This is a genomic window from Gemmobacter sp. LW-1 (genome assembly GCF_001303875.1).
Classification (GTDB): Bacteria; Pseudomonadota; Alphaproteobacteria; order Rhodobacterales; family Rhodobacteraceae; genus Gemmobacter; species Gemmobacter caeni.
The window spans coordinates 1-25,764 of sequence record NZ_LJSC01000070.1 but is presented as its reverse complement, the minus strand read 5'-3'; the positions used below and the strand labels follow the sequence as shown (position 1 = coordinate 25,764).

The 25,764-nt window shown below is 65.1% G+C and carries 30 protein-coding genes and 1 tRNA gene; 11 read left to right on the top strand and 20 right to left on the bottom strand.

Going from position 1 to position 25,764, the window contains the following annotated elements; all coding sequences use genetic code 11:
* Window positions 1–3: 3 nt before the first annotated feature.
* Genes AO684_RS21000 through AO684_RS20960 form a run of 9 tightly spaced genes read right to left on the bottom strand, consistent with a single transcriptional unit; the run spans window position 4 to window position 6,556 of the window.
* On the bottom strand, window positions 4–1,482 hold the full coding sequence (locus tag AO684_RS21000; protein ID WP_054304687.1) for a sigma-54 dependent transcriptional regulator: 1,479 nt from the start codon (window positions 1,480–1,482) through the stop codon (window positions 4–6).
* Window positions 1,479–2,378, bottom strand: coding sequence for a hydrogenase nickel incorporation protein HypB (hypB, locus tag AO684_RS20995; protein WP_054304686.1), 900 nt, complete (start codon window positions 2,376–2,378; stop codon window positions 1,479–1,481). The genes AO684_RS21000 and hypB overlap by 4 nt, the downstream gene beginning before the upstream one ends.
* Window positions 2,378–2,719: a hydrogenase maturation nickel metallochaperone HypA gene (gene hypA, locus AO684_RS20990; protein WP_054304685.1), complete on the bottom strand. Its 342-nt coding sequence runs from the start codon at window positions 2,717–2,719 to the stop codon at window positions 2,378–2,380. The genes hypB and hypA overlap by 1 nt, the downstream gene beginning before the upstream one ends.
* A complete protein-coding gene (locus AO684_RS20985) occupies window positions 2,712–3,563 on the bottom strand; it encodes a hypothetical protein (RefSeq protein ID WP_054304684.1) in 852 nt (283 codons plus the stop codon). The genes hypA and AO684_RS20985 overlap by 8 nt, the downstream gene beginning before the upstream one ends.
* The gene (gene hybE, locus AO684_RS20980; RefSeq protein WP_054304683.1) at window positions 3,560–4,327 is read right to left on the bottom strand and encodes a [NiFe]-hydrogenase assembly chaperone HybE; all 768 of its coding nucleotides are present in this window, start codon (window positions 4,325–4,327) and stop codon (window positions 3,560–3,562) included. Before hybE ends, AO684_RS20985 begins: the two co-directional genes overlap by 4 nt.
* Window positions 4,324–5,157, bottom strand: a complete 834-nt coding sequence (locus tag AO684_RS20975; protein ID WP_054304682.1) for a hydrogenase expression/formation protein — start codon at window positions 5,155–5,157, stop codon at window positions 4,324–4,326. Before AO684_RS20975 ends, hybE begins: the two co-directional genes overlap by 4 nt.
* A 7-nt stretch (window positions 5,158–5,164) precedes the next feature.
* Window positions 5,165–5,584 (bottom strand): hydrogenase accessory protein, encoded by a 420-nt coding sequence (locus AO684_RS20970; protein WP_054304699.1) that lies wholly within the window; start codon window positions 5,582–5,584, stop codon window positions 5,165–5,167.
* 4 nt (window positions 5,585–5,588) lie between these two features.
* On the bottom strand, window positions 5,589–5,909 hold the full coding sequence (locus tag AO684_RS20965; protein ID WP_054304681.1) for a HypC/HybG/HupF family hydrogenase formation chaperone: 321 nt from the start codon (window positions 5,907–5,909) through the stop codon (window positions 5,589–5,591).
* Window positions 5,909–6,556 (bottom strand): HyaD/HybD family hydrogenase maturation endopeptidase, encoded by a 648-nt coding sequence (locus tag AO684_RS20960; RefSeq protein ID WP_054304680.1) that lies wholly within the window; start codon window positions 6,554–6,556, stop codon window positions 5,909–5,911. Before AO684_RS20960 ends, AO684_RS20965 begins: the two co-directional genes overlap by 1 nt.
* 253 nt (window positions 6,557–6,809) lie before the next feature.
* Here AO684_RS20960 and AO684_RS20955 point away from each other — a divergent pair, with 253 nt between their 5' ends.
* The 8 genes from AO684_RS20955 (at window position 6,810) to cybH (ending at window position 17,240) form a co-directional block, all read left to right on the top strand.
* Entirely contained in the window at window positions 6,810–8,141 is a 1,332-nt protein-coding gene (locus AO684_RS20955) for a sensor histidine kinase (protein WP_054304679.1), read from the top strand.
* Window positions 8,138–9,124, top strand: a complete 987-nt coding sequence (locus AO684_RS20950; protein ID WP_054304678.1) for a HupU protein — start codon at window positions 8,138–8,140, stop codon at window positions 9,122–9,124. The genes AO684_RS20955 and AO684_RS20950 overlap by 4 nt, the downstream gene beginning before the upstream one ends.
* Window positions 9,121–10,533 (top strand): nickel-dependent hydrogenase large subunit, encoded by a 1,413-nt coding sequence (locus tag AO684_RS20945; protein WP_054304677.1) that lies wholly within the window; start codon window positions 9,121–9,123, stop codon window positions 10,531–10,533. The genes AO684_RS20950 and AO684_RS20945 overlap by 4 nt, the downstream gene beginning before the upstream one ends.
* 49 nt (window positions 10,534–10,582) lie before the next feature.
* Window positions 10,583–12,823: a carbamoyltransferase HypF gene (hypF, locus tag AO684_RS20940; RefSeq protein WP_054304676.1), complete on the top strand. Its 2,241-nt coding sequence runs from the start codon at window positions 10,583–10,585 to the stop codon at window positions 12,821–12,823.
* 199 nt (window positions 12,824–13,022) lie between these two features.
* Entirely contained in the window at window positions 13,023–14,108 is a 1,086-nt protein-coding gene (locus AO684_RS20935; RefSeq protein WP_054304675.1) for a hydrogenase small subunit, read from the top strand.
* Between the two features lie 3 nt (window positions 14,109–14,111).
* Complete coding sequence (locus tag AO684_RS20930) at window positions 14,112–15,911, top strand: nickel-dependent hydrogenase large subunit (RefSeq protein ID WP_054304674.1); 1,800 nt, start codon at window positions 14,112–14,114, stop codon at window positions 15,909–15,911.
* A 12-nt stretch (window positions 15,912–15,923) separates the two neighbouring features.
* The gene (locus tag AO684_RS20925) at window positions 15,924–16,496 is read left to right on the top strand and encodes a HupE/UreJ family protein (protein WP_054304673.1); all 573 of its coding nucleotides are present in this window, start codon (window positions 15,924–15,926) and stop codon (window positions 16,494–16,496) included.
* A gap of 3 nt (window positions 16,497–16,499) precedes the next feature.
* Entirely contained in the window at window positions 16,500–17,240 is a 741-nt protein-coding gene (gene cybH, locus AO684_RS20920) for a Ni/Fe-hydrogenase, b-type cytochrome subunit (protein WP_054304672.1), read from the top strand.
* Between the two features lie 63 nt (window positions 17,241–17,303).
* Here the strand turns inward: cybH and purN are convergent, their stop codons facing one another.
* Together purN and purM are read right to left on the bottom strand one after the other, a co-directional pair.
* Complete coding sequence (purN, locus tag AO684_RS20915) at window positions 17,304–17,894, bottom strand: phosphoribosylglycinamide formyltransferase (RefSeq protein ID WP_054304671.1); 591 nt, start codon at window positions 17,892–17,894, stop codon at window positions 17,304–17,306.
* Entirely contained in the window at window positions 17,891–18,937 is a 1,047-nt protein-coding gene (gene purM, locus AO684_RS20910) for a phosphoribosylformylglycinamidine cyclo-ligase (RefSeq protein WP_054304698.1), read from the bottom strand. The genes purN and purM overlap by 4 nt, the downstream gene beginning before the upstream one ends.
* Before the next feature lie 130 nt (window positions 18,938–19,067).
* On the opposite strand from purM, the gene AO684_RS20905 reads away from it, so the two are divergent.
* A tRNA-Ile gene (locus tag AO684_RS20905) sits at window positions 19,068–19,143 on the top strand.
* Between the two features lie 8 nt (window positions 19,144–19,151).
* Here AO684_RS20905 and xerC read toward each other — a convergent pair.
* Genes xerC through AO684_RS21460 form a run of 6 tightly spaced genes read right to left on the bottom strand, consistent with a single transcriptional unit; the run spans window position 19,152 to window position 21,731 of the window.
* Entirely contained in the window at window positions 19,152–20,273 is a 1,122-nt protein-coding gene (gene xerC / locus AO684_RS20900) for a tyrosine recombinase XerC (RefSeq protein ID WP_161806040.1), read from the bottom strand.
* A complete protein-coding gene (locus AO684_RS21955; RefSeq protein WP_161806039.1) occupies window positions 20,273–20,443 on the bottom strand; it encodes a hypothetical protein in 171 nt (56 codons plus the stop codon). Before AO684_RS21955 ends, xerC begins: the two co-directional genes overlap by 1 nt.
* Window positions 20,440–21,048 carry a hypothetical protein gene (locus AO684_RS20895; protein WP_054304669.1) on the bottom strand — a complete coding sequence of 203 codons (609 nt, stop codon included), beginning with the start codon at window positions 21,046–21,048 and terminating at the stop codon, window positions 20,440–20,442. Before AO684_RS20895 ends, AO684_RS21955 begins: the two co-directional genes overlap by 4 nt.
* Window positions 21,049–21,084: 36 nt before the next feature.
* Window positions 21,085–21,300, bottom strand: a complete 216-nt coding sequence (locus tag AO684_RS20890; RefSeq protein ID WP_054304668.1) for a hypothetical protein — start codon at window positions 21,298–21,300, stop codon at window positions 21,085–21,087.
* Window positions 21,297–21,560: a hypothetical protein gene (locus tag AO684_RS20885; protein ID WP_054304667.1), complete on the bottom strand. Its 264-nt coding sequence runs from the start codon at window positions 21,558–21,560 to the stop codon at window positions 21,297–21,299. Before AO684_RS20885 ends, AO684_RS20890 begins: the two co-directional genes overlap by 4 nt.
* A 15-nt stretch (window positions 21,561–21,575) precedes the next feature.
* Window positions 21,576–21,731 carry a CopG family transcriptional regulator gene (locus tag AO684_RS21460; protein WP_082401181.1) on the bottom strand — a complete coding sequence of 52 codons (156 nt, stop codon included), beginning with the start codon at window positions 21,729–21,731 and terminating at the stop codon, window positions 21,576–21,578.
* 100 nt (window positions 21,732–21,831) lie between these two features.
* Between AO684_RS21460 and AO684_RS20880 the strand changes: the two genes are divergently transcribed.
* Together AO684_RS20880 and AO684_RS21950 are read left to right on the top strand one after the other, a co-directional pair.
* Complete coding sequence (locus AO684_RS20880; protein WP_054304666.1) at window positions 21,832–22,218, top strand: Arc family DNA-binding protein; 387 nt, start codon at window positions 21,832–21,834, stop codon at window positions 22,216–22,218.
* Between the two features lie 30 nt (window positions 22,219–22,248).
* A complete protein-coding gene (locus tag AO684_RS21950) occupies window positions 22,249–22,422 on the top strand; it encodes a hypothetical protein (RefSeq protein WP_161806038.1) in 174 nt (57 codons plus the stop codon).
* Window positions 22,423–22,880: 458 nt separating this feature from the next.
* On the opposite strand, the gene AO684_RS20875 is transcribed toward AO684_RS21950, so the two are convergent.
* The 3 genes from AO684_RS20875 to AO684_RS20865 all read right to left on the bottom strand — a co-directional run.
* Entirely contained in the window at window positions 22,881–23,969 is a 1,089-nt protein-coding gene (locus AO684_RS20875) for a phage portal protein (protein WP_082401180.1), read from the bottom strand.
* Window positions 23,969–24,514, bottom strand: a complete 546-nt coding sequence (locus AO684_RS20870; RefSeq protein ID WP_054304665.1) for an HK97 family phage prohead protease — start codon at window positions 24,512–24,514, stop codon at window positions 23,969–23,971. Before AO684_RS20870 ends, AO684_RS20875 begins: the two co-directional genes overlap by 1 nt.
* Window positions 24,514–25,764, bottom strand: a 1,251-nt coding sequence (locus AO684_RS20865) for a phage major capsid protein (protein WP_235451339.1), incomplete at its 5' end; no start/stop codon positions are given. The genes AO684_RS20870 and AO684_RS20865, both read right to left, overlap by 1 nt.

The window sequence follows — 25,764 nt, the reverse complement described above, 5'->3', positions numbered from 1 at the left end:
CGTTCAGTCCTCCTCTTCCTCATGCACGCGGCCCGACGGGTCGGAAATGCCATAGCGGTCCAGCTTGGCCCTCAGGCCGACGCGCGAAAGCCCCAGCTCCACCGCAGCGCGGCTCTTGTTCCAGCGGTGGCGGGTCAGCGTTTCGCGCAGGATGCGCATTTCGATCAATTCCACCCGATCCTTCAGCGTGCCGTCCGCCATCAGCGCGGCATCGGCGCTGCGGTCGGAGCCAAGATCCGAGGGGGCTGCCTGAAGGATCGCGCGGCTGATGAGTTCAGCCCCCAGCATCGGGCCCTGTGCGAAGATCAGCATGCGTGTGACCTCGTTGTGCAGTTCCTTGAGATTTCCGGGCCAGTCCCAGTTTTCCAGAAACTCCAGCGCATCGGGGGAAAAACCGTGTGCGGCCTTGCCGTGGCGGGCGGAAAGGTCATCCAGAAACGCCTGTGCGAGGATCGCCACGTCACCGCGCCGCGCCCGCAGCGGCGGGATCACCAGTTCCGCCACCGCAAGCGCATAGTAAAGGTCAGCCCGGAAGGCGCCGTCCGCCACCCGGCGCAACAGATCCGCCCCGGCGCCCAGCAACAGCCGCAGATTGGCAGTCTGCACTTCCTGACCACCGACAGGGGTGAAGCTCCCCTCATCCAGCAGTCGCCACAGCGCCAGTTGCAGGCCGGGCGAGGCATGTTCGACCCCCTCGATGAACAGGGTGCCCCGGTCGCATTTCTGGGCCAGCCCGATCTTGTTGACGCCGCCGGGCAGGATACCCCGCTTGGCACCGAAAAGTTCGATCAGGGCCAGTTCCTCGGTCAATCCGGCAAGGTTCAGGGCATGGAACGGCCGGTCCGAACGGAGCGAGGAAAAATGCATGGCGCGCGCCAGCCGCGCCCGCCCGGTTCCCGGCTCGCCGGTCAGCAGGACGGGCACGTCGAAACTGGCGAAATGCCGGGCCGCCGCCAGCACGCCCTTCATCGGGCTTTGCGGGCTGTGAAGGATGGTTTCAAATCCCAGACCCTCACGCAGGGCCAGACGGCGCTTTTCCAGTTTGGTCTGCGCGGACGAGGCCAGAAAGCGCATCTCCAGCGCCATCCGCTCGTTCTCGCGGGCAAGCTGGAACAGATGCGCCCCGTTGCGCGCCGCCATCAGAAGCTGGTCCGGATGCCACGGCTTTGTCAGGAACTGGTGAATTCCTGCATCATTGATCGCGCTCGCCATCGCGCCCGGATCGGTGTAGCCGGTGATGAGCATGCGGACGGTATCGGGCCAGCGTTCGCGCAATTCGGTCAGCAGGGCGACCCCGGTCTTGCCTGGCATCCGCTGATCGCAGATGACTACCTGCACCCATTCCTCTTCCATCCGCTGCACGGCTTCATCGGCGCTGCCGGCGGCGATGCAATCGAATTCGTCCTCCAGCGCCATGCGCATCGAGGACAGCGAATGTGGCTCGTCGTCGATCAGCAGGACGGTCGGGCGCGGGCTGGTCATGCAGCTTTCTCCGCCAGACGTGCCCGCAGCCAGCCAAGCCATTCCGCCATGCCTGCGCCGGTGCGGGCAGACAGGGCGATGATTTCGATATTCGGGTTCACCCGCCGCAGGTTGGCGGTGTAGGCGGCCAGATCAACGTCGCAATGCGGCGCAAGATCCAGCTTGTTGAGGATCGCAAGACGCGCGGCACTGAACATATCGGGGTATTTCAGCGGCTTATCCTCGCCCTCGGTCACCGAAAGGATGGCGACCTTGGCATCTTCGCCGAGATCGAAGCCTGCGGGGCAAACCAGATTTCCGACATTTTCGATGAACAGGAATGACCCGGCGGCGGGGCGCAGCGCGTCGATGGCGGTGCCGACCATATGCGCATCCAGATGGCAGCCCTTGCCGGTGTTGATCTGAAGCGCCCGCGCGCCGGTAGCCCGGATCCTGTCGGCGTCGTTCGAGGTCTGCTGATCCCCCTCGATCACGGCCAGAGGGGCGTCTCCCAGTGCCTCGATGGTCTTGCACAGCAGCGTGGTTTTGCCCGAGCCGGGCGAGGAGACGAGATTGAGCGCCAGAACCCGAAGCGCGTCGAGCACCCGCCGGTTCGAGGCGGCAAAGGCATCGTTCTTGGCAAGGATCGAGGTTTCCACCTCGATCAGCCGCGCCTGCGTCAGCCCCGGAACTGACACCCCGGCCGGGCCGGTGCCGTAATGATGATGGCCTGCCGCCAGGGACGGTGCGGACGCGCGGTCGGCGGTGGCCTGGATATGGGGAAAGGGCAGGGCGGGGGCTGCGGGCCGGAAGACCGGGCCATGCGAATGCGCAAGGCCCAGCCGGTGCGCCTCGTCATGGCTCATTTCCCTGCCATCGACGGTCACCGTGTCACCGCATCCGCAAACCGTACACATCACAGCACCTCCATATTCCTGATCCGCATTTCATCGCCACCCTCGGGGATCAGCCGTCCGCCATCGCACAGCGGGCAGGGGGCGAGCCTGTCGGCAATCTCGACCAGCTTCATGCAGTCATAGCAAAGCGCCTGCCCCGGCAAGTCAATGATCTCCAGCCGGGCTCCTTCGGCCGGGCTGCCCTTCATCACCACGTCAAAGGCGAATGCCAGCGCGGGCTTTTCGACCCCGGCAAAGCGGCCGATTTCCAGCCGCAGAAGGGTGACGCGCGAAAAGCCATGGGCGCGGGCCTGATCTTCCACGATGGAGCGGATGCCTTCGACAAGGCTCATCTCATGCATCCTGCGGCTCCTCGACCAGCACCGGCACGCAGGGATCATGCAGCGCAATGATGCGCGGCGCGAGATGGCGCTGGTCTGCGGGCAGGCGACCCAGCGCCTGTAGCAGCGCGCCACCGGGGGCGAGCAGATGGTCGGTCGGGGTGCGCCGGGCGATGCCGGTCACGCGACCCTCGCACGAGTTCAGCCGCAGGCCGTAGGCGCCGCGCGCGGCAGGAACACAGGCAAGGCCCTCGGCCGCGACCGGCGCAGGCAGCCGGTCGGCCAGCGCGGCCTCCAGATCGGCCAGCAAGCCGACGAAGCGCCAGAGCGGCCCGCGTCCGTAGCGGCTTTCAACGGCGCGCAGGGTGGGGGCACCTGCCTGCCGACCGGCGGCAGAGTTCTCATATGCGCCTTCGGCCAGCGGATGCGGCGGCGGCGGCAAGGGGGCGGTGCAGGCGATGCCCGGGGCGAATTCCTGCGTGATCCGGCAGGCCAGCGGTGTCAGCGGGCTGTCCCAGCGGCACAGATCCCCGTCGGCAGGCAGTCCGTTCCGGCCCAGCAACTCTGCCGGATCTGCGGGCAGGGCGGGCGCTGTCAGCCCGAAGGCCCTTGGAAGGATCACCGTCAGACGGATCACATGATCCCTGATGATTTCGGTCCTCAGATCGCCCGTCGCCGGAAGACCCAGCGCCAGCCGCGCCGCAAGGCCCTGCGCCACCCGGCACAGGTTGAACAACCGGGGCAGAAGTTCGGCCACTTCGGGCACGGGCCTGCCCAGAACCATCGTCTCGACCGGCAGCCGCTGGCCGGTGCGAAGCGCGGGTCCGTCCGGCCCAAAGCCCAAGAGGACCGAAGCCAGCGTCATCCGCCCAGCCCCCCGGTGATGAGCCTCCGGCGCGACGGCTCTTCTGCCGTTGGCAGGCTGTCTACGGGCGGCGCCAGTTCTGCCTCGCGCCGCGCGCGGATATCTGCGGCCCGGTCGGTTTCGGCGCGGTTTTCCGGGCGGAACAGCTCGGCCATCACCGCGCGCGCAACATCCACCGCCTGAAGCTGGCTGGTGAAATCGCCCATGGGCGAAAACAGCGAGCAGGCCAGATAGGGGCCGGTCATTTCACGGGCGTTATGGATGAATTCATATTCGCCTGACGGGAAGACCAGCACCTCCTTGCCGGTTGCGGGCAGCAACGGGTAATCCGCCGGGGGCAGGAACACGAGGTTCATGAACCACGGGGCAACCAGCACACCCAGAAAGCCGCCCTCATATGGCTGAAACTCAACCGCCTGCACATGCAGCGCATGGTTCACCATCGGAACATCGCGCATCTTGCCGTTAAAGACTTCTGTGAAATCGGCGACCAGCGCCTGAGTGCGTCGCTCCATCTCTGCCAGAACCGGGGCCGAGGCGGCGCCGGGGTCTTCGCGCACCAGAAACTGGGCTTTCGGGGCAGAACAACCGGGGCAGGACCAGTCCTCCGGCAGATCGACAAAGGCGGTGCCGGGCATCACCTGCCGCGTATCGTCGCCTTCCGCCGGATCATAGGGGGTCCAGCAGATCTTGCATTCCATGATCGCAAGCGGGCTGATCTTGTCGGTCGCGCCCAGATAGCTGCCCTCGAACCCCGGCGTCATCGGATCGCCTCGATCACGTCGCGGATGCGCAGGGCGCTGTCACGCAGGTCTTCATCGGCCGCCAATGCGACCTCGGGCATCCCGGTCACCTCGAAAGTGTCGAGGATCAGCGTGTCCATCGAATTGAAGAACTGCACCTTCCAGACGGAGGGCATGGCGGTGGCTGTAACCCGGCAATTGCCATAGCCGCGCGACAGCACGGTAACGGCGCCTTCGCCCGTCGCCTCGGCCAGCCAGTCAAGATCCTCGGGTGTATGCGGCAGCAGGGAAAGGTTGATCACATGCGCCATCACTCCGGCCTTGTGGCTGCGCGACTTTTCCACCAGCTCGGTCAGGATCGCAGGGGCGTTGGCGAGGCCCGGCCCCTTCCGCGCGAGGCTTCCGATGGCAGGCCGGTGTGGCATATGGGCCCGCGTCAGTGCCAGAGCGGGCACGCGGGCCACCTCGACCAGATCCATCCCGGCGGCCAGACACATCCAGACCCCGGCAAAGACGCTTTCCTGCACCATGACCGCAGGCAGGCCGCGGATCTTCATGGAAACCTCGCCCTGACCCAGCGCATCAGCCATGACCTTGCGCGCTCCGGGCGAAAGGCTGGCCAGATCGAAACTGACCGGCGCCGCGCCCTGCGCCACCAGTTCGCAGGCGGCGGCCATTTCGGCCAGCATGGCCAGCGCATCGGCCATGGCCTGCTGGTCCTCGGCCTCGGGAATATGCGGCGCATAGGTGCGCATCCCCGAGGGCATGGCCATGTATTGCAGTTCGCCATCCGGGTCGGGCTGCGATCCGGGGCCGAAACCGGCGGGGGGAAGGGTGAAGGGGCTGACCATCGGAACCTCAGGCGGGTTGAAGGGACAGGATATGGGTGATGCGCCCGAGATAGTCGGACCAGTCACGGACCTTCTCGATGGCACCCAGAAAGCCGGATTCGCGGAAGAACAGCAGCCCCGGCGTCTTCAGGGCGCGATACTGTTCCCGCAAGGCGGTTTCGATGGCCTCATCGACAACCGCGCAATCAAAGGCATTCTGGAAGGCAAGCCGCAGCTCGGGCAGGATCACCGCCGCATCCGCCGTTTCCAGATTCCGGCGCGGATCGCCCGGAATGAACAGGCAGTGCTGGCCGGGGCGTGCCAGAAAGCCGGTGACATCCTCTGCCGAGGCGAGGCGGGGATACAGGAACTCCGTCTCCAGCCGGGCAATCAGCGGGTGAAGACCGCTGGACGGGGGCAGATCCTGTAGCGGGGCATGGTCATGCATGGTGTCAGCCTGTGCTGCGGCCCGCATCCTGCGCGGCCTGAAGATGGGGAGGAAGCTGGGGCAGGCGGTTTTCAAGATCGGCGAAGGCATCGCCCGGGTCCTGGCCCTGCATGAGTGCCGCAAGCCCGGCCAGGGCGGCGCGGATCTTCTGCGCCTCGTCCTCGGGCAGAAGGGCATGGGCGGTGCCCAGAAAGTTCAGCACCCAGTCGCCCGGTCGCGCCTCGGGCAGCAGGGACAGGTCGACCAGCGCGGGCCGCTCGCCGTCCAGCGCATGCCCGGCGATGCCGTCGATTGCGACCAGAAGGACCGGAATGCCCACGCACATCAGGCGACACCGGGAAAGAAACGGGCATCGCCCGTGCGGCAGGCCTCGTCTTCAGAGGGGCGGCCCGCCTCATAAGCGTCGCGGCGGATCGAGGGATCGGCCAGCAGGTTGCTTTCGGTGCGGCCCGGCCCGACCGCGACGCCCCATTCGGCCAGGATCACGCGCGCCATGGCCAGCGCTTCGGGGATGCGTGCCGCGACCAGCGGGCGCAGGCCCCCGCCGTAATCCTCCAGCTCGACCGGCTGGCAGCCGATCAGCGCCATTTCCGGCGGGCGGCATCCCGTCAGGGCCGCCGTGGCGATGACATCCTGAAAGCCGGTCTGGTGCAGGCTCATCTTCTTTGCGCCCATGAAGGCGGGCACTTCATCATTGCGCACCAGTTTCATCGTGCCGGGTGGCAGCCCGTAGTCGATCGCGTCAAACACCAGCAGCGCGTCGACATTTTCAAGAAACGGCAACAGATACAGCCCCTGCGTGCCACCGTCGAGCAGTTGCACATTCTCCGGCAGGGCGTGGCTGTCGGCCATTTCCTCGACGCAGCGGACACCGAACCCCTCGTCAGCCCACAGAACATTGCCGATCCCGAGGATCAGAATTCGTTTCGGCACCGGCGTCCCCTCCCTGGTGGCTGGTCGAATGGTTTGCATTCCTCGGTCCAAGTGAAAGCATGGCTTTCCGCCTGCCGTGATCAGGAATTTGCCGATAGCCGGGCTTTTCTGCAAAGCCTTGAGGCTTAAGCATAAAATGCGGTCTCGGTATGCATCTGTCTACCGGAAATCGAAAAGTAATTATCCAGTTCTTCACTTTTGTGGAATGTAATCTTCCAAATAGCCATGGCGGCGGCCCGGCAGGACAAGATTCCGGCTTTGCCAGAACCCGCCACCGGCCTAGGATCAGGGCATGACCGCGACGCACGAATCCAGCGACCCTGCCCAGCCGGTGCCCTTCAGCGATGATGCCTGGGGCGAGGTGCTGTCGGCCATGGACCGCACCTATGCCGATCTGGTGGATTATCAGGAACGGCTGGAGCGTCAGAATGCCGAATTGCAGGAAATGCGCACTTTCCTGAATGCAATCCTGTCCTCCGTCTCGGATGTGCTGATCGTTGCGGGGCGTGGCGGTCAGGTGGAGCAGGTCAGCCGGTCGGTCACGCTGCTGACCGGCGGGCAGGAAAGCCAGGTCGTGACCATGGCGCTGCCCGATATGTTCACCGAAGGGCAGCGGCCGCTGCTGGCGGCCATCCTGCAAAGCGTGCGCGAACAGCGGCGCAGCGCCAGTCTTGAATGCGATCTGCTGACGCCCGGCGGGGTGGAGCCTTTGGAACTGTCGGTTGCGCCCCGCCTGGACGACCGGGGCCGGGTGGATGGCTATGTGCTGACCGGACGCCCGCTGGGCGCGCTGCGCAAGGCCTATGCCGAGCTTTCGGCCAGTCTGGACGCGCTCAAGACGGCACAGGCCTTTCTGGTGCGCAACGAAAAGCTCGCCTCTCTGGGGCGGCTTCTGGCCGGGGTGGCGCACGAACTGAACAACCCGATCAGTTTCGTCTATGCCAATACCCATGCGCTTGAACGCTACGCGGGCAAGTTCGAAACCTATTTCACCAGGGTGCAGGATGGGGCCAGCCGCGAGGAGCTGATCGCGTTGCGTCAGGATCTGCAGCTGGACCGCGAAGTGCAGAATCTCCGCATGGCCATCAGCGGTGCGCGCGATGGTGCGGAACGCGTGCGCGACATCGTGGAGGATCTGCGCCGCCTGTCCTCGGACGGGTCGGGCGAAATGGTTGTATTCGATCTGGCCGAAACCGCGCGGGTCGCTGCGGAATGGGTCATGCGGGGCATGAGTCAGTCGGTCACGCTGGACAGCACGGCGCTGGGCCGGGCGATGGTTCTCGGGCGGCCCGGCCATATCCAGCAGGTCGTGATGAACCTGATCCAGAATGCTGTCGACGCGCTGGAAGGCGTGTCCGGCGCGAGGATCAGTCTTTCCGTCCGCACCGAGGCAGGGCAAGCGGTGCTGATCGTTGCCGACAATGGGCCGGGTGTGCCCGAGGCGGTGAGGGCTGCGATCTTCGATCCGTTCTTCACCACCAAAGCGGTGGGGCGGGGTACGGGGCTTGGCCTGTCGATCAGCCACAAGATCGCGGAAGAACATGGCGGCCTTCTGGCGTTGATGGACGAGGCAGAGGGCGCGGCTTTCCGGCTGGAATTGCCACTGGCAGAGGGGGCCGGATGAAAACGCTTCTATGGCTTCAGGCGGCGGGCTGCGGTGGCTGCACGATGTCCCTGCTCTGCGCCGAAAGCCCGGATGTGATTGAAACGCTTGAGGATGCGGGCATCCGTCTGTTGTGGCATCCGGCGCTTTCGGTGGAAACCGGCGCCGAGGTGCTGACCCTGCTGAATGCAATCATCGAGGGCAGGCAGGTGCTTGATATCCTGTGCGTCGAGGGCGCGATTGCACGGGGGCCGGCAGGCACCGGGCGGTTTCAGATGCTGGCTGGCACCGGGCACAGCCTCATGCACTGGGTCGAAAGGCTGGCGCCGCGCGCGGCCCATGTCGTCGCCGTCGGATCTTGTGCAGCCTTTGGCGGCGTGACGGCGGCGGGGGGCAACCCCTCGGATGCGGTCGGCCTGCAATATGACGGTGGTCACTCCGGTGGCCTGTTCGCCCCGGACTGGCGGGCGGGGGGCGGTGATCCTGTCATCAATATCGCGGGCTGCCCGACGCATCCGGGCTGGGTGACCGAAACCCTGATGTTGCTGGCGGCAGGCGAGGAGATCGCACTGGACGGTTTTTCCCGGCCGCGCTTTTACGCGGATCATCTGGTTCACCACGGCTGTCCGAAGAACGAGTTCTACGAATACAAGGCCAGTGCGCGGGAACTGTCGGAGATCGGCTGCATGATGGAAAATCTGGGCTGTATCGGCACGCAGGCGGTGGGCGATTGCAATATCCGCCCCTGGAACGGCGAAGGGTCCTGCACGCGGGGCGGCTACCCCTGTATCAACTGCACCGCGCCGCGCTTCGAAGACCCTGCCCATGCCTTTGTCGAGACACCCAAGGTCGCGGGCATCCCGGTCGGCCTGCCGACCGATATGCCGAAAGCCTGGTTCATGGCGCTTGCCTCGCTGTCGAAGGCGGCGACACCGGAACGCATCGGCCAGAACGCCAAGGCGGATCGCGTGCTGGTGCCGCCGACGCTGAGGCGGCCGAAATGACGCGCCTGGTGGTCGGCCCCTTCAACCGGGTCGAGGGGGATCTGGAAGTTGCCCTGACCGTCGAGGACGGGCATGTGCGGCGGGCCGAGGTCAATGCCCCGCTGTATCGCGGCTTTGAACAGATGCTGCTGGGGCTCGACCCGCGCGATGCGCTTGTGATCACGCCGCGCATCTGTGGCATCTGCTCGATCAGCCAGTCGGCCGCTGCGGCGCAGGCTCTGGCCGGGGCGATGGGGCTGGAGCCGACACCGCAGGGTGCGGCCATGGCGGCGCTGATCCATGCGGCGGAGAACGTGGCGGATCATCTGACTCATTTTCACCTGTTCTTCATGCCCGATTTCGCGCGCCCGGATTACGCAACCCGCCCCTGGCATCGTCGCGCAGTGGAGCGGTTCACCGCGATGGAAGGCGGTGCGCAGCGGCGTGCGGTGCAGGCGCGGGCCGAGCTTTTGCATGTCATGGGCCTTCTGGCAGGGAAATGGCCGCATACGCTGGCCATCCAGCCTGGCGGGGTCACGCGGGCACCCGGCCTGCGCGAAAAGGCCCGACTGGGCGCGACGCTGCGTGCCTTCCGCCGCTATCTGGAGGAGGTTCTGTTCGGCGGGCCGCTGGAGGAATTTGCCGCGCTCGACACGCCTGAGGCGCTGATGCGCTGGGGGCGCGGCGATGTCGGGCTGTTTCTGGAAATCGCGGCGGACCTTGATCTGCTGGCGCTGGGTCGGGGCAGCGGGCGCTATCTGTCTTTCGGGGCCTATCGCCAGGCAGAAGGCCCGGTCTTTGCCGCAGGGGTTTGGGACGGGGCGGCGGGGCTGCTTGATCCTGCGGCGATCACCGAGGATCTGAGCCACGCCTGGATGACGGGCGGGGCGCAGCACCCGTTTGAAGGCGTGACGGTGCCGGACGAAAGCATGTCGGCCCCGGCTTACAGCTGGTGCAAGGCCCCGCGTTTGCAGGGCCGGGGGTATGAGGTGGGCGCGCTGGCGCGTCAGGTGGTCGACGGCCATCCGCTTGCACTTGCGCTCGCGGGCGGCGGGGTGCTGGCGCGTGTGGCCGGGCGGCTTCTGGAACTGGCACGCAGCCAGCCGGTGATGGAGGGGCTGGTCACCGGGATCGTGCCGGGAGAAGCCTTCATGGTGCAGGGCCATCTGCCAAGGTCGGGCCGCGGCGCCGGGCTGGTCGAGGCAGCGCGGGGTGCGCTGGGTCACTGGCTGCGCATCGAGGGGGGCAAGATCGCCGGATACCAAATCATCGCCCCGACCACCTGGAATTTCAGCCCGCGTGACAGCGCCGGTGTGCCCGGCCCGCTGGAGGCGGCGCTGGAAGGGGTGGCGGTGGAAGGGCCGGGGGCGCTGTCCGTGCAGCATGTGGTACGCAGCTTTGACCCCTGCATGGTCTGCACGGTTCACTAGGCCACGCCACGACAGCCAGGCGCGGATGCAGGCAGGGAGGGCAGGCAATATGAACGCTGTGGTCATACGGGTGCGCGGGCAGGTGCAGGGCGTTGGCTTCAGGCCCTTCGTCTGGCAACTCGCGCAGGAATTTGGTCTGACCGGCCGGGTCTGGAATGACGCCGAAGGCGTGGGGATCGAGGCGGCGGGGCCGGGGCTGGATGGATTCGTAGCGGCGCTGACCGCGCGGGCGCCGAAACTGGCGCGCGTCGACGCGGTGGAGGTGGCGACGTTCGGCGGTGCCCTGCCGCCGGGGTTTGAAATCGCGGAAAGCCGGGGCAGGGGCGCGGAAACCCGCGTGACGCCGGATGCAGCGACCTGCGCCGCCTGTGCCACGGAAATTCGCGGGACGGGCCGCAGGCAGGGATATGCCTTCACCAATTGCACGCATTGCGGTCCGCGTTTCACCATTCTGAACGGGCTGCCTTATGATCGGGCGCAGACGACGATGGCGGCCTTTCCAATGTGCCCGGATTGCGCTGCGGAATACCGCGACCCTGCTGACCGGCGCTTCCATGCTCAGCCGGTTGCCTGCCCTGCCTGCGGCCCCCGGCTCTGGCTGGAGGTGGCGGGGCAGGATATGCCGGGCGACGCGGTCGCGCTGGCGGCAGATCTGCTGCGGGCGGGGGCGGTGCTGGCGATCAAGGGGCTTGGGGGCTTCCATCTGGCCTGCGACGCGGCAAATCCGGTGGCGGTGGCGACCCTGCGGCACCGCAAGCACCGGCCGTCGAAACCGCTGGCGCTGATGGCGCAGGAGGCGGCGCTGCAAGGTGTGGTGGTTCTGTCTGCGGCGGATCTGGCGCTGCTCCGTGACCCGGCGGCGCCAATCGTTCTGGCGCCGTCGCGCCAGATCCTGCCCGAGGTCGTGGCGCCGGGCATGGCCGAGCTTGGCGTGATGCTGCCCTATACCCCGCTGCACCATCTGCTGAGCGATGCTTTCGGCGGCGTTCTGGTGATGACGAGCGGCAACCTGTCCGGCGAGCCGCAGGTGACCGGCAATGCCGAGGCGCGTGAGAAGCTGTCGGGGTTCGCCGATGCCTTCCTCCTGCATGACCGCGAGATCGCGCGGCGGCTGGATGACAGTGTCGAACGCAGCACGCCGCCAATGGTGCTGCGCCGGGCGCGGGGGCGGGCGCCCGGAACGCTGGCCCTGCCGCCGGGATTTGGGGCTGCGCCGCAGGTGCTGGCGCTGGGCGGGCAGATGAAGGGTGCCATCTGCCTGACGAAGAACGGACAGGCGCTGCCGGGGCATCACCTGGGCGATCTGGATGACGCGCTTTGTGCCGATGAATTCGGAAAGGCGGTGGCCGATTACCGGGCGCTGTTCGATCATCGCCCCGAACTGGTCGCCGTCGATGCCCATCCCGGTTATCGCGCGACCCAGGCCGGGAAAGCCATGGGCCTTCCGGTGACTGAGGTCTGGCATCACCACGCTCATATGGCCGCCTGTCTGGCCGAGAACGGCTGGCCGCTGGAGGGGGGCAATGTGGCGGCGATTGTCCTTGATGGCACCGGCCTCGGCCCTGACGGAACGCTCTGGGGCGGTGAGGTGCTGTTTGGCGATTACCGTGGGTTCGAACGCAGGTTCTGGCTGAAACCCGCCCCGCTGATCGGGGGCGACAAAGCGGCGCGCGAACCCTGGCGCAATGCACTGGTGCGACTGGATCAGGCGGGGCTGCCCGACTGGGCGGATGCGTTGTTTCCGGGTCGTCCGCGCGATCTGGCGAGGCAGGCGGCGGCCAGGGGAATCAATGCGCCGATGTCCTCCAGCGCGGGGCGGCTGTTCGATGCGGTGGCGGCCTGTCTGGACATTTGCGCGGAGGGGCAAAGCTACGAGGGCGAGGCCGCGATGCGGCTGGAGGCGCTGACACGTCATGCGCCCGATCAGGGCTGCGGGTATGACCTGACCCTGCATGGGACCGAATTCGACCCGGCTCCGCTCTGGCCCGCAATGCGCAATGACCTGCGGCGCGGCCTGCCGGCCGAGGTGATAGCTGAACGGTTTCACGCCGGGCTGGGGCAGGCATTCGCCGGTGCCGCGCGTCAGCTGGTCGAAAGCGGCGCGGCGCAGGCGGTGGTGCTGTCGGGGGGGTGCTTCCAGAACACGCGCCTGCTGTTGGCGGTGGAGGCGGGGCTGCGTGGGCTGCCGGTGCTGAGCCATCGCCTCACGCCCGCCAATGACGGCGGGCTGGCGCTGGGGCAGGCGGTTGTCGCGGCGGCGCGGAGCTTGGGCGGTGCGGAAAGCCGCTGACCGCCTGTCCGGGCAAGTGATTAGCCCGCGACCGGCGCGGCCTGGCCATATCTGCATCAACTATCTGAAATAAAATAAGATTACTTCCGGCATACTTGCGCACACTTTCATTTTGTGCGGCCGGTCAGAGCCTGTTTTCCTGTGCAGCGGGAGCCTGCGCCATTTGGCCGTGGGGTGGAACGATGAAGGGAGGCCAGCCTTGAGCCAGATCGAAACCTTCTATGAGGTGATGCGCAAACAGGGGATCACCCGGCGCAGCTTCATGAAATATTGCGCGCTGACCGCCAGCGCGCTGGGCCTTGGCCCGGCCTTCGTGCCGAAGATCGCACATGCGATGGAAACCAAGCCGCGCACGCCGGTCATCTGGGTGAACGGGCTGGAATGCACCTGCTGTTCGGAAAGCTTCATCCGGGGGGCGCATCCGCTGGCCAAGGATGTGGTGCTGTCGATGATCTCGCTCGACTATTCCCACACTCTGATGGCAGCCGCCGGGCATCATGCCGAAGCCGCGCTGCAAGAGACCATCGACAAATACAAGGGCAATTACATCCTCGCGGTCGAGGGCAATCCGCCGCTGAACGAGGATGGCATGTTCTGCATCGTCGGCGGCAAACCCTTTGTCGAGCAACTGAAACATGCCGCCGAACACGCCAAGGCCGTGATCAGCTGGGGCGCCTGCGCATCTTACGGCTGTGTGCAGGCGGCGGCGCCGAACCCGACGCGCGCGACGCCGGTGCACAAGGTCATCACCGACAAGCCGATCATCAAGGTGCCCGGCTGCCCGCCCATCGCCGAGGTGATGACCGGCGTGATCACCTACATGCTGACCTTCGACCGCCTGCCCGAACTGGACCGTCAGGGCCGCCCGGCAATGTTCTACGGGCAGCGAATCCATGACAAATGCTATCGCCGCCCGCATTTCGACGCAGGCCAGTTCGTCGAGCACTGGGACGACGAGAATGCGCGCAAGGGCTATTGCCTTTACAAGATGGGCTGCAAGGGGCCGACCACCTATAACGCCTGCTCCACCGTGCGCTGGAACGAGGGCGTCAGCTTCCCGATCCAGTCGGGCCATGGCTGCATCGGCTGTTCCGAGGACGGATTCTGGGATCAGGGCTCGTTCTATGACCGGCTGACCAACATCAAACAATTCGGCATCGAAGCCAATGCCGACAAGGTGGGCATGACCGCTGCCGGTGTGGTGGGCGGTGCCGTTGCAGTGCATGCCGCCATATCCGCGCTGAAGCGGGCTCAGAAGAAGAACCAAGAGAAAGTGGAGGGTTAAGCCATGGGAGTGACGACGCCGAATGGCTTCACCCTTGATACGGCAGGGCAGCGCGTGGTGGTCGATCCGGTGTGCCGGATCGAGGGCCACATGCGCTGCGAGGTGAACGTGGACGAGAACAACATGATCCGCAACGCCGTTTCGACCGGGACGATGTGGCGCGGGCTGGAGGTCATTCTGAAGGGGCGTGACCCGCGGGATGCCTGGGCCTTCACCGAACGGATCTGCGGGGTCTGCACAGGCACGCATGCGCTGACCTCGGTGCGCGCGGTCGAGGATGCGCTGGGGATCACCATTCCCGACAATGCCAACTCGATCCGCAACATCATGCAGCTGAACCTGCAAATCCATGACCATGTTGTGCACTTCTATCACCTGCATGCGCTGGACTGGGTGAACCCGGTCAACGCGCTGAAGGCCGACCCCAAGGCGACCAGCGAATTGCAGCAGATGGTGTCGCCCAACCACCCGCTGTCCTCGCCCGGTTATTTCCGCGATGTGCAGAACCGCCTGAAATCCTTTGTGGAATCCGGGCAACTCGGGATCTTCAAAAATGGCTACTGGGATAACCCGGCCTATCTTTTGCCGCCCGAAGCCGATCTGATGGCGACCACGCATTATCTGGAAGCGCTGGACCTGCAAAAGGAGATCGTGAAAATCCACACGATCTTCGGCGGCAAGAACCCGCATCCGAACTGGCTGGTGGGGGGAGTGCCCTGTCCGATCAACGTGCATTCCACCGGCGCGGTGGGCGCGATCAACATGGAGCGCCTGAACCTCGTTTCGTCGATCATCGACAAATGCATCGAATTCAACCGCAACGTCTATCTGCCCGATGTCGTCGCCATCGGCGGCTTCTACAAGAGCTGGCTCTATGGCGGCGGCCTGTCGGGAAAATCCGTGCTGGCCTATGGCGACATTCCCGAAAATGCCAATGATTTCAGCCCCGGCCAGCTTTATCTGCCGCGCGGCGCGATCATCAACGGCAACCTGAACGAAGTGCAGGATGTCGACCAGCGCGACCCGGAGCAGATCCAGGAATATGTCGACCATTCCTGGTACGAATATGCGGGCGCCGAACCGGGCAAGGGCCTGCATCCCTGGGATGGCATCACCAGCCCGAAGTTCGAGCTCGGGCCCAATGCCAAGGGCAGCAAGACCAATATCGAACAGCTTGACGAGGGCGGGAAATACAGCTGGATCAAGGCGCCGCGCTGGAAGGGGCATGCGATGGAGGTGGGGCCGCTGGCCCGCTATGTCGTGGGCTATGCCAAGGGACATGAGGATATCCGGAACCAGGTGGACGGGTTGTTGCGGACGATGGACCTGCCGCTGAATGCGATCTTTTCGACCCTGGGACGCACGGCGGCACGGGCGCTGGAATCCGAATATTGCGGCCGTCTTCAGAAGCATTTCTTCGACAAGCTGGTCGCCAATATCAAGGCCGGGGATGAAAGCACCGCCAATATCGCCAAATGGGACCCCTCGACCTGGCCGAAAGAGGCGAAGGGCGTGGGCGCGACAGAGGCGCCGCGCGGGGCGCTGGGCCACTGGATCAAGATCAAGGATGGCCGCATCGAAAACTATCAATGCGTTGTGCCAACCACCTGGAACGGCTCGCCACGGGACGTGGCAGGCAACATCGGTGCTTTTGAGGCCAGCCTGATGGATACCAAGGTCGAACGCCCCGAAGAGCCGGTCGAAATCCTGCGCACGCTGCACAGCTTTGACCCCTGTCTGGCCTGCTCGACCCATGTCATGTCGCCCGATGGTCAGGAGCTGGCCAGGGTCAAGGTTCGCTGAGGGAGAAAAGCGATGAAGAAACTGACACTTGCCGGTCTGCTTGCTCTGCTGGCCGCCCCGGCGATGGCCCATACCGGGCATGGCGCGACCGATGGGTTCCTGCACGGTTTTCTGCATCCGCTGAGTGGGGCCGATCACCTTCTGGCGATGCTTGCCGTGGGCCTGTGGTCGGGCTTCGTGCTGCCGCGCCGGGTCTGGATGGGCGCGCTCACCTTCATGACCGCGATGACGGCAGGGGCCGCGGTGGCCTGGGCCGGTTTTTCGCTGCCGCTGCTGGAAAGCTGGATCACGCTGTCCGTGCTGGCCTTCGGTCTCATCACGCTGTTCAGCCGCCGCGGACAGGCAGAGGGCATCACGCAGGCCACGCTGACGGCAATCGGCCTGTTTGCATTCTGTCACGGTCAGGCTCATGCCATCGAGGCGCTGGGCGATGTGCCTACCTATCTTGGCGGTTTCCTGCTGGCGACGGCGCTGCTGCATCTGGCAGGGATCGGGCTGGCCCGTGGCCTGGCGGAACGCAGTATGGCGCAGCGGCTGATGGGCGCGGGGATTGCGGCTTCCGGTCTTTACCTTCTGGTGGGCTGAGCCATGGCAAGCCCTTCCTCCAACATCGCGGCACATGATGTCGCGCCCGAGGATATGGCGACGGTCAGTCGCCAGACCTCGATCTATGTCTACGAGGCGCCGGTGCGGATCTGGCACTGGGTCAATGCGGCGGCCATTCTGGTGCTTTGCGTGACGGGGTATTTCATCGGTCGGCCACCGCCCTCCATGCAGATCGGCGAAGCGGTGGAGCAGTTTGTCTTCGGCTATATCCGTTTCGCCCATTTCGCCGCCGGAATGGTGCTGACAGTCGGTTTTCTGGGCCGTGCCTACTGGGCCATTGTCGGCAACCATCATGCCCGGCAGCTGTTCTATGTGCCGGTCTGGCGCGGGCATTTCTGGAAAGAGGTCTGGTTCGAGATCCAGTGGTATCTGTTCCTCGCGAAAGAGCCGAAGAAATATGTGGGCCACAACCCGCTCGCGCAGCTGGCGATGTTTTTCTTCCTGACGCTGGGGGTCAGCTTCATGATCGTGACCGGCCTCGCCCTTTACGCCGAAGGCGCGCAGGAGGGCAGCCTGACGCATCTGCTGTTCGGATGGGTGCATGGTCTGGTCTGGAACACCCAGCGCCTGCACACGCTGCATCATCTGGGCATGTGGTGGATCGTCATTTTCATGATCGTCCACATCTATGTCGCGATCCGCGAGGACATCATGAGCCGCCAGTCCATCGTCTCGACGATGATCTCCGGGCACCGCACCTTCAAGGATGACCGGCCGGACTGACGGTGGGAGCGCGTCGCGCGGGCAGGGGCCGGGGGAAACCTTCGGCCCCTGGCTGTTCGGTGCTCAGGGCAGGAGGACGGGCGTCCGGTCCCCGCCAGCGTAGCGGCGCAGCACGGTGGGATAAAGCCGGTGTTCCTGCACCAGCACCCGCGCCGCAAGGCTGTCGGCGCTGTCTCCCGGCATCACCGGCACCCGCGCCTGACCCAGCACCGGGCCATCGTCCAGCACCGCCGTCACCTCATGCACTGTGCAACCGGCCTCGGCATCGCCCGCATCCAGTGCACGCTGATGCGTGTGCAGCCCCGGATATTTCGGCAGCAGCGAGGGGTGGATGTTCAGCATCCGCCCTTCGAACCGGCTGACGAAAGCCGGGGTCAGCACCCGCATGAAGCCCGCGAGGCACAGGATATCCGGCTCCGCCGCCTCGATATGTTTCAGAAGTTCGGCCTCGAAGCCCGCGCGGTCCTTGCCGAAGGGGCGGTGATCCACCGCCGCCGTCGCAATCCCAGACGCCGCGGCCTTCGCCAGCCCGCCCGCGCCCGGATCGTTCGACGCGACCAGCACCGCGCGCGCCGGATGATCGCCGGTCATCGAATGGACCAGCGCCACCATGTTGGAGCCACCCCCGGAAATCAGGATGGCGACGCGCTTCACAGCAGGCGGCCCTTGTAGATCACGCCCTCGCCCGCCACCACACGGCCCATGCGGCAGACAGTCTCGCCCTCGGCGCGCAGCAGCGCCTCGATCTCGTCGGCGCGGTCGGCGGCGACCGCCAGCATCATGCCGATGCCGCAGTTGAAGGTCTTGAGCAGCTCCGGCTCGCTCATCCCCGCCGTTTCCGCCAGCCAGCGGAACACCGGTGGCAGGGTCCATGCACCAAGGTCGATCTCGCAGGCGAGGCCCTCGGGCAGCACGCGGGGCGGGTTTTCGGTCAGGCCGCCGCCGGTGATATGCGCAAGCGCATGCACGCCGCCCGCCCGCACCGCCTTCAGCGCCTGTTTCACATAAAGCCGCGTCGGCGCCAGCAGCGCCGCGCCCAGCGTGCCCTCGCTGAAGGGCGAGGCCGCATCCCAGCCCAGACCCGACAGTTCCACCACCTTGCGCACGAAGCTGTAGCCGTTGGAATGAACCCCGTTGGAACCCAGCCCCAACAGCACGTCGCCCTCGGCCACGGCCTTCGGCAGATCCTCGCCGCGTTCCATCGCGCCGACCGCGAAACCGGCGAGGTCGAAATCGCCCTTGTGATACATGCCCGGCATTTCGGCCGTCTCGCCACCGATCAGCGCGCAGCCCGACTGAACGCAGCCCTCTGCAATGCCCTCGACGATGCGGGCGGCCTGATCCACGTCCAGCTTGCCGGTGGCAAAGTAATCAAGGAAGAACAACGGCTCGGCGCCCTGGCAGACCAGATCGTTCACGCACATCGCCACGAGGTCGATCCCGATCGTATCGACATTGCCGGTGTCGATGGCAATGCGCAGCTTGGTGCCCACGCCATCGGTGGCGCCGACAAGGATCGGATCGCTGTAGCCCGCCGCCTTCAGATCGAACAACGCACCAAAGCCGCCCAGCCCCGAAACGGTGCCCGAACGGTTGGTCCGCTTCGCCGCCGGCTTGATGCGCTCGACCAGCGCATTGCCCGCGTCGATGTCCACACCGGCGTCGGCATAGGTCAGTCCGTTCTTCTGCGTGGTCATGGCGGGCCCCTCGTCACGGCGATTCATCCGGCCCTGCGCTTACCGCAAGGCGGCCAGCGGGGCCAGAGGAAACCGCCCGCCGCCCGCAGGCTTGACCCCCTGTCGCCTTGTGCTAAACGCAGGTCAGGCCGGGCCTGTAGCTCAATGGTCAGAGCAGGGCGCTCATAACGCCTTGGTTGGGGGTTCGAGTCCCTCCGGGCCTACCAAACCCCATCTATTTGTCCTTTCTTTTCATTGCCTTAGTGGATTTCTTGGCGAACCTCTGGGGGAGGTTCACCACGGTCTGTTCCCGATTTGGCCGGGAAAGCAACTTGGCATGGGCGGAATCGGCCAGCCCTTCGCGCATCGCTGTTTCGGTGTAACGCTGCACTTCGGCCAAGGTTTTGTGCCCCGTGACAGCCATAATTTCGTGCGCGGTCGCGCCAGCCTCGGCCAAACGACGGGCGCAAGCCTTGCGCAGTCCATGCGCGGAACACTCGGACAAGCCCGCCTTGTCGCACCATTCCCGCATGAGGTTGCCAAGGCCATCGGGCGAACGGCTCTTGCCGTAAGCGGTGGCAAGGAATGGACGATCAGCGGGGCAGTTCCCCAGCACTTCGGCCAGATCTGGGTGAACCGGGATGCTTACAAGAACGCCATTCGTCTTGGCGGTCTTCTGGCGACGATACTCAAGCCGCCCGCCCTTCATGTTCATCGGCCCCAGCTTGACCGCATCCACCCGCGCCGCGCCCGTGTAGAGCATCAGCGTAACGGCGCGATGCGCCACGGTGCCGGGGCCATGCACTTCAAAGAACCGGGCAATCTCGCCTTCGTCCCAAGCATGGAAACCTTCGCCCGTGATCTTGTAAGCCTTTGTCAGCCGTGCCGGGTTCGACTTGATCCATTCCAAGGCAATGGCATGGTCCAGCAACTGCCCCAGCCGCTTGCGCAGGTTATTTGCGGCAGATGGAGTTTCGGATTTCTCAGCAAGGAAACTCATCACATGCCGCCGCTCTAGGCGGTTTACCGGCTTGTCGCCATGCTTTTGCCGAAAAGGCTCGATCACGCCTCGGTAGGTTTTCCTTGTCAGATCTGCCAGCCCTTTCCATTCAGGGGACTGATACCAAGAAGCAACCAGATCGTTGACCGAACCGGGAATGGTGGTTGCAGCGCCTGCCCCGGCCTTCTTGCCCGTCCGATGTTCCAGCAAGGCCGCTTCATACCGCTGGACAAATTCGGGTGAACCGTATTCGGTGCCCAATTCACGCGAAAACCCGCCCTTCCGATACCTCCAGCGGCGTTGCCCGTGGCGGTCGGTGTAGGGGGATGCTCCGGGAAACTGGCGTTTCTGTTTCATCATTCATCCCAAGGGTTCGGGGTGGCTTTCCCCGTTGCGTCGGTCATTGGCGAAACCGTCAGACGCTGCGGTTCAATCACGATCTGGGGCGTGGGCAAGCCCGCGTCCTTGAAGGCCTTGAGAACCTTCGTCAGGTCAGATTGGGTAAATGGCGCGCGCCGGTTGCTCATACGCCACCTTCCTCCACGGGCCAGCCGTCAAGACCGATTTCAAATGGCACCTCGTCAAGCAGGTTACGCGCCTTCAGATCATCGGCCCAAAAATCGGCATAGATCCCGCAAATTCGCTGGATCAGATAGCCCGCTTCATAGACGGAAAAGGCCATACTAAGCCCCCCGCTTATGGTCTTCTGTGCCCATCTCAAAGTGCGCGGGGTGCCATCGTCTTTCATGCCCGCGAAGATGATCTGCGCATTACCCATGTTTACGTCCATGGCAATCAGATCTTCGAAGCGCGCTACCCCTTTCAGCAGAGCGTCAGCGACAGCTTGCGCCACAGGCTCAGCATAGCGGTAGGTTCGGCCATCCTCGATCACATCCCAGATCGTGCGCAGCATCGCAGCAGACACCAGCGAATAGAGTCTCGGGGCCGTTTTCGCAGCCCCGGACTTCACAAAAGGCACATGCCCCCTATCCGACAAAGTGTTGAGCAACTTCTTCACTTTCGGGTCGCTCGCCTCTCCAACCGCCGCAAGGCGGCACACCTCGACAGGCGTCATCCAGAAGCGTTGTGCTTCTTCCGGGGTCAGCTTCGGGGTGTAAGATGCGATGTACATGGAACATGCTTACCACGTCATAGCAAGCCATGCAACCTATGCACCGATGCTTTCCAGATCCGCCACGGTGATTTCGTCCCCGGCGCGGTGACGCTCCATAAGAGCCGTCGCGCGTTCCAAGGCGACTTCTTCGCTGACCGTCTTTGCGATGAAGGCCGCCTTGAGGAAGCCCGTGAAGATCATCTGCGTTACGGGCTGCATCTGGTTATACAGTTCCATGATTTCCTCGGTGGAGGCGCCCTTGCCGTTCATTGCACACCGCCTTTCAGGGCCGCGTTGTGGTAGGACATGACAAGGCCGCGCTCGTCGTCCAGAAAGAACCAGTCAAGGTTGAGACCGTAGCGGCGGGCATAGGTCAGCAGATCGCGGGAAAAGGTCAGATCCTCGCCCTTGCCCTCGGTGATGCGCTCGGGCGGCGTGGTGCGGGTCCATTCCGCGAACAGGGCGAGGCGTTCAAGCGCACCGCCAGGCACGCCGGTATCGGTCCCCGAAGCGGGGTTGATCATGGTCATAGCTGTCTCCTTGGGTCAGGTGGAGGGTTGCAGATCGTCGCGGGCCATCGCCGCACGCAGCGCGCGGATGACCTCGCTATTCTGGCTGGCGCCGTTCTTCTCGGCCTCGGCCTTGATCCACGCTTTCAGATCGGGCGGCAGGCGAAGCTGCATCGGTTTGCGGTCGGTCATGGTTTCACTCCGTAGTGGCACCGTGCCTTATTGGTGGCACCGTGCCTGCATTTCGTCAAGTGAAAAGTTGTGGCACGGTGCCACAAAACAGAGGGCAGGCATGGCGATTCCAACAAATCGAGAGAGTGATAAGTTTGTGCTTCGCCTTCCCGACGGGATGCGCGACCGCATCAAGGCAGCCGCAGATGCGAACAATCGCAGCATGAATGCGGAGATAGTTGCTACACTGGAGGAAAAGTATCCGCCGCTCCATGGAAGCATTTCCGAGGTAATGTTGGCCGCCATAACGGCCATGGGTGGCGGGAAATCGGATGATGAAATTAAGCAAGTCATAGAAAACGCGAAGGAGCAGCTTTCAAAGTTCCAAAGCGACAAAGACCTAGATCAAGCTTTGGGCATTTTACAGGTGTTCTCTGACTATGTGTCATCAGACCAAGGTAGAGGCCGAGGCAATCCGCCACTCGGCATCGAAGACAGTCTTTTTTGACGACGTATTTTCAGCTTTGGGAGGCAATACATGAAAGTAGCAAGCAAAGACGCCATAGACGATATTCAAAACATCCATCAGGGGATTCACCTCGCGCTGGATGCCTTGGTGAGAAGTAAAGACTATCGCAGGAGCGAAGAATTGCTCAGGCAGATTGACCAGTTGACAGCCCATTGGCTGAACACGGTCAAAGTTGCCCGCTGAGGCTAAGGCCAAGGTCTGCGGCGGTGGGCTTGCAACCGTTGGGGTCCACAACGGTTGGGTTCCCGTCTCCCGCAACCTCACCAGCCGCCTTTGCCGCGTCATACTCATCCGCCAGCCGCATCTTGGCGCGGGCGCGGATGAATGGGGTGGGTATAGTATACCGACCCCTATGGGCGCCACCCCCGCGCGCGCACGGAAAGGCCGATATTCAACGGGCGCAAAATTGCGCCGGTTGAGGAGACCCCACGCGCGCACGGAAAGGCCGGGGCGCATCCGCAGCCCCGGCCCGTGATCGCCCCCAGCCTGTCAACCGTGACGATCTGCGCCGCGCCCCACGGAGATAGGGCCGCGCCATGACGGGGTTTTGGCAATATCCCATAGCCGGGCACTCACCGTCTAATCCCAGATGCTTCGCGGCCATCAAGGAAAACCGCAGGGCGCATCCCGGCCCTGTCTCGTCAGGCCAGCCCGTCGCCGCCGCCCCAGTTCACGCTGGTGAAGGCCGCGCCGATTTCAGCGGGGGACAGGCCGAGTTCTTTGGCCCGGCCCATGGCCTCGATCAGCGCAGACAGTGCCCGTGCCCTGCCGCCCGCGTCGAAGGCTTGCAGCGGGCGCCCTACGTCGATCACAACCGCGCCGCCCAGCTTGGCCGATGCTTCCTCGGCCAGCACCTCGGCCAGGGGTTGCAGCATCCAGCCCGCCAGATGACGCTGTGCCTCGCGCACAAGCGGACCCTGCGCCGCTGGCGAGAACAGCGCAGGCAGGACGCCGAAGGCCGCGCAGATCGCGCCGCGCGCCGCCTCCAGCGTTTCCGCCGTCATCGCCTTGGACAGATCGGGCGTCAGGTCATCCGGTGCCCGGCCCATGTTCGGGTGCATCCCAGCCGCCACCGCCTGCGCCGTGCCTTCGATGATCAGGGTCGAACCGCGCCGCCCCCGGAAGCTGGTGCGCATCGTCGCCATGTCGTCGCTCGATCCCTCGGGCACATGGGCGATTTTCGATCCTATGGGCGCATCGCGGTAGGTATCGCGCAAGGCGGTTTCCACCTCGTTCAACAGCGAAGCCGTCAAGGCCGCACGGCGCAGGGGCGAGGTGCCAGACCACGGCGCCACGGTATCCGCACCGATGCGCAGGTGCAGCACCTCAGCCGCCAGCACGGTTTCAGAACGCGGCCCGGATACATCGGACACAGACACGCGATAGGCGCGCGGTATGCCCTCGCGGGTGGACAAGTCCCAATCGGCACAGGGCACCAGCCGGTCACGGATCAGGAACAGCGCCTCACCACGCAGGGCCGCAGATCGCCCGATCAGGGCCATGGTGCGGCGGTCCAGCATCGGCGCCCCTGTCACATCGGCCAGCGACAGGGCCGATTCCCAGAGGGTCACACAGGTCTGGACAGTCGCAGTCAGTTCCGCGATGCCAGACCGGCCCGCGATGTAGCTTTCCCGCGCGCCGATGATTTCGGCGGTATAGCCCGAGACCATGGCGCTGCGCTTTTCCGGCACGGGTTCGGCTTTGGCGCGATTGAACAACTTGGCAAACATCAGAGCCTCCAACGGTTGATCGTGCGATGCAGGCCCGCGTCGGGTGCCTCAGCGCCCCAAGCCCGCGCCTCGATCTGTGCGGCGGGATAGGCGGGGCGGGTGACGGCCGAGAGTTCGAACAGGTCGGCCGAGGTGACGGTGCGCAGAAGATCCTGCCCGCGCCGCTCGATCCGCTCGCCTGCCGGGGTGACGCGGAAGCCGGGGGAAAGGCCACGGATCAGCCCCGCCGCATGGGCGGCAAGGAAGTCCCGCGCCCAGGTCGTCGCCCCGTCAATCGTGGCGTCCAGTTCCAGTGCGGTATCGGTATCGCGCAGGGTCAGGGTGCCCGCCGCCGTGCTGGCGAGGGGCTTGTTGAAGTCGTGACCGGAAAGCAGGTGGATTTCGCCGCCCGCCTCGATCCGGCCCGCGAAGGCCCGAGGGGCGATAACCTCGCGCCGCCCCGGTGCCAGTTCGGTTTCCGCGCCATAGGGGAAGGTCGCCCGAAGGCGGGTTGCCCCGCCCTCGTTGCGAAGTTCCAGCGCGCCGAGGTTGCCGCCCCAGAGCATTACGCCACCTCGACGCCGGTCAGCAGTTGCAGTTGCGAGGCCCGCGCCACGGTCACATCCGCCGTCGCCAGCGCCGTGATGCGCAGCCCGCCAGCCTGTGCATCGCTGAACGGGTCGCGGATCAGGTCCACCGCGCCCCAGAGGCCGACAAACACCGGCGCCACGCCGCCCGCGCTGGTGGTCAGCAGGGCCGAGGTCGCCAACGGGCTGCCAGCCGGTGCCGCCAGCGCATTCGACGACTGCACAATCTCGCCCAGTTGCGCCGCCATGCGCGCCCATTCGGTGACGCCCGTGCCGGTGAAGGCTTCCGCGTCATCCATGAAGTCCCAGACTTCGGGGCGGATCAGCGCCTTCACGTCGCCCGGCCCGTTCGCGGCATTCGCGGCCATGAAGCGCACCACCGCCGCGCGGAAGGCGCCCCACGTCGCCGCAGCCGCAACCGCCGTGCTGGTGATGCCATAGGTCGCGGCCCCGGTGATGACGCCCAAGGGCTGCCCGTTCGCCCCGGTGCCGAGGAAAATGGCCTTGTCCAGTTCCGACTGCATGGCGCCGTTCATGTCGCGGCGAATGGCAGCTTCCAGCGCATCGCCCGACTGTTTCAGGGTCTTGCGGGTGATCCGCATCTGCACCCCGAGGTTATGATCGGGCGACAGCGCGCGGTCGGTCGTGGCGTAGGCGGTCGGCCCCGCGACATTGGCGGTTTCGCCGTCAGCCCAGCCCGCCGTGACCGCCGAAGTCGTCACCGGCCATTCCACCGCGCCCGAATCGATGGTGATCATCTGGGCGCCCATGCGGCCCGCCACCGAAGCCGGGAACAGCCGGTCGATGATGGGGCGGGTCTGCATCGGGTTCGGGGTGCCCGAGGCCACGGTTTCCCCGGCCCGCTGTTCCAGCGCCGCCCACGGCACCGGCACACCCCGGAAGCCGCCCGCCGAACGCAGCTCCGACACGATTTCAGCGGTCGGGCCGTCCAGCGCCCGGCCTTCGTCCAGCGACAGCACCACCTGGCGCAGTTCGAAGCGCGCCATCAGATCGGCCATTTCGCGGCTGGAACGGGTTTCCAGATCGGCCCCGGCCTCGCGGCGTTCGGTATCCTCGGCCACCAGCGCCGCCCGATAGCGGGTTTCGTTCTGGCGATATTCAACGTCCAGCGCCTCCATCTGGCGCAGTTCATCGGCGGTCGCATCGGTCTTGCCGACAAGGCCCGCAAGGGCTTGGCGGATCTCCGACTGGCGCCGGGCAATCTTCAC